The following is a 1,299-nucleotide window of genomic DNA, read 5'->3' as shown; positions in this document are numbered from 1 at the left end:
AGCAGCGCGAGGGCGTGATCATTGCGAACCTCGTGAACCGGTGGAACAGCTTCGGCAAGGCGATTTGCGTCAAGACAGCCTAATTGCGCCCGCAACCAACTGAGCGCATACCCTGTCGAACAAAGCCTCGCCAACCCAGTTTTTTCACGACTGGCTCCGCACGCAGGACGAGCAAAATCTGGCAGCATAACGACTCGCCCTTGGTGCGCGAAAAACCGGGGGAAGCTCACAGCAGCCTGCCTAGTGCGTGACTCGCGTAATGCCCGCGCTCGATAGCAGTCGGACGCGGTCGCCCGCGCGGAACACTTCGGACGTTGCCGCTTGGGCGACCGAACGAAGCTCACCGTTGTCAAGGCGCACGGTGACCTCAATACCGTGCGCCGAACTGAGGCTTTGTCCGGCTGCGTTGCCGGCGACTGCACCGGCGATGCCTCCAGCGATTGCCGTCAGCACCGAACCACGTCCGCCGCCGATCGCACTGCCAGCAACCGCCCCGAGCGCACCGCCGCCGAGTGAGCCGAGTACGCTACCGCCGTCATCGCCTTGGATTCGGGTTGCGCGGACGCTTTCGACCGTGCCCATTCGCACGGTTTGTTCTCGCTGTGCTTGTCCGACGCTATAGACGTCAGCGGAACCCGGCGGCGTGATGCAGCCTGCGAGCGCCGCCGCTACGGCCAGTATCGCGGCGAATGTTAGGGTTTTTGGGGTCGGCATATTTCATTTTCTCCAAACAACAATCCATTTAGAACGTATCAGAGCGCGGTTTTGAAGCAGGTGTAAGTGCTGATATCTGCGCACAGGCGCGCAAATCGGTGGCCGAATGGTTGGCCAGACGGCTGGCGCAGTATGCATTTGATATGGATAACGCGGCGTCAACAATTGAAAAGCGATCTGTCCCGAAACAGGGGCATCGCATGGGCTTTGTTCGGAAGGGGGTGGTTGCGCGGCAGCGTGAGGTCGAGTAGAAAGGGCAATTGATCTATGCCTCGTGAACGTTCATTGCCATACAAAGCCAGCCTGAAATCCGGAGCGCCGCGCAAACGCCCGAAACCGACGTATCGGGTCGCGAACGCCCGCGCCTACAATCAGAGCCTGAAGCGGCGAGGCCAGCTCAGCCTCTACTGCCCGGAGGGCGACCTGAAGGCGCTGTTCATCAACACCCAGCCGTATGGGCCGGGTGTGTCCGGGCGTGCCCCAACCTACACGAACGCCTACATCGAGCTGATCTATACGTTTTACCGGTTGTTTCGTTGGGCGATGCGTCAGATCACCGGCTTCATGGAAGAGTACTGGCGGCTG

Annotated in this window: 1 protein-coding gene and 1 pseudogene; one reads left to right on the top strand and one right to left on the bottom strand. The window is 60.4% G+C overall.

Annotated elements, in window-relative coordinates; translation table 11 throughout:
- Positions 1–240: 240 nt before the first annotated feature.
- The gene (locus CFB82_RS41530; protein ID WP_089487962.1) at positions 241–714 is read right to left on the bottom strand and encodes a glycine zipper 2TM domain-containing protein; all 474 of its coding nucleotides are present in this window, start codon (positions 712–714) and stop codon (positions 241–243) included.
- A gap of 267 nt (positions 715–981) precedes the next feature.
- Between CFB82_RS41530 and CFB82_RS41525 the strand changes: the two are divergent.
- Positions 982–1,299 (top strand): annotated as a pseudogene (locus tag CFB82_RS41525) (hypothetical protein); the annotation flags it as partial.

The organism is Burkholderia sp. HI2714, assembly GCF_002223085.1.
In the GTDB taxonomy this organism is placed as follows: Bacteria; Pseudomonadota; Gammaproteobacteria; order Burkholderiales; family Burkholderiaceae; genus Burkholderia; species Burkholderia lata_D.
Note: the sequence above shows the minus strand (reverse complement) of the source record. Positions and strands in the feature narration are given on the sequence as shown.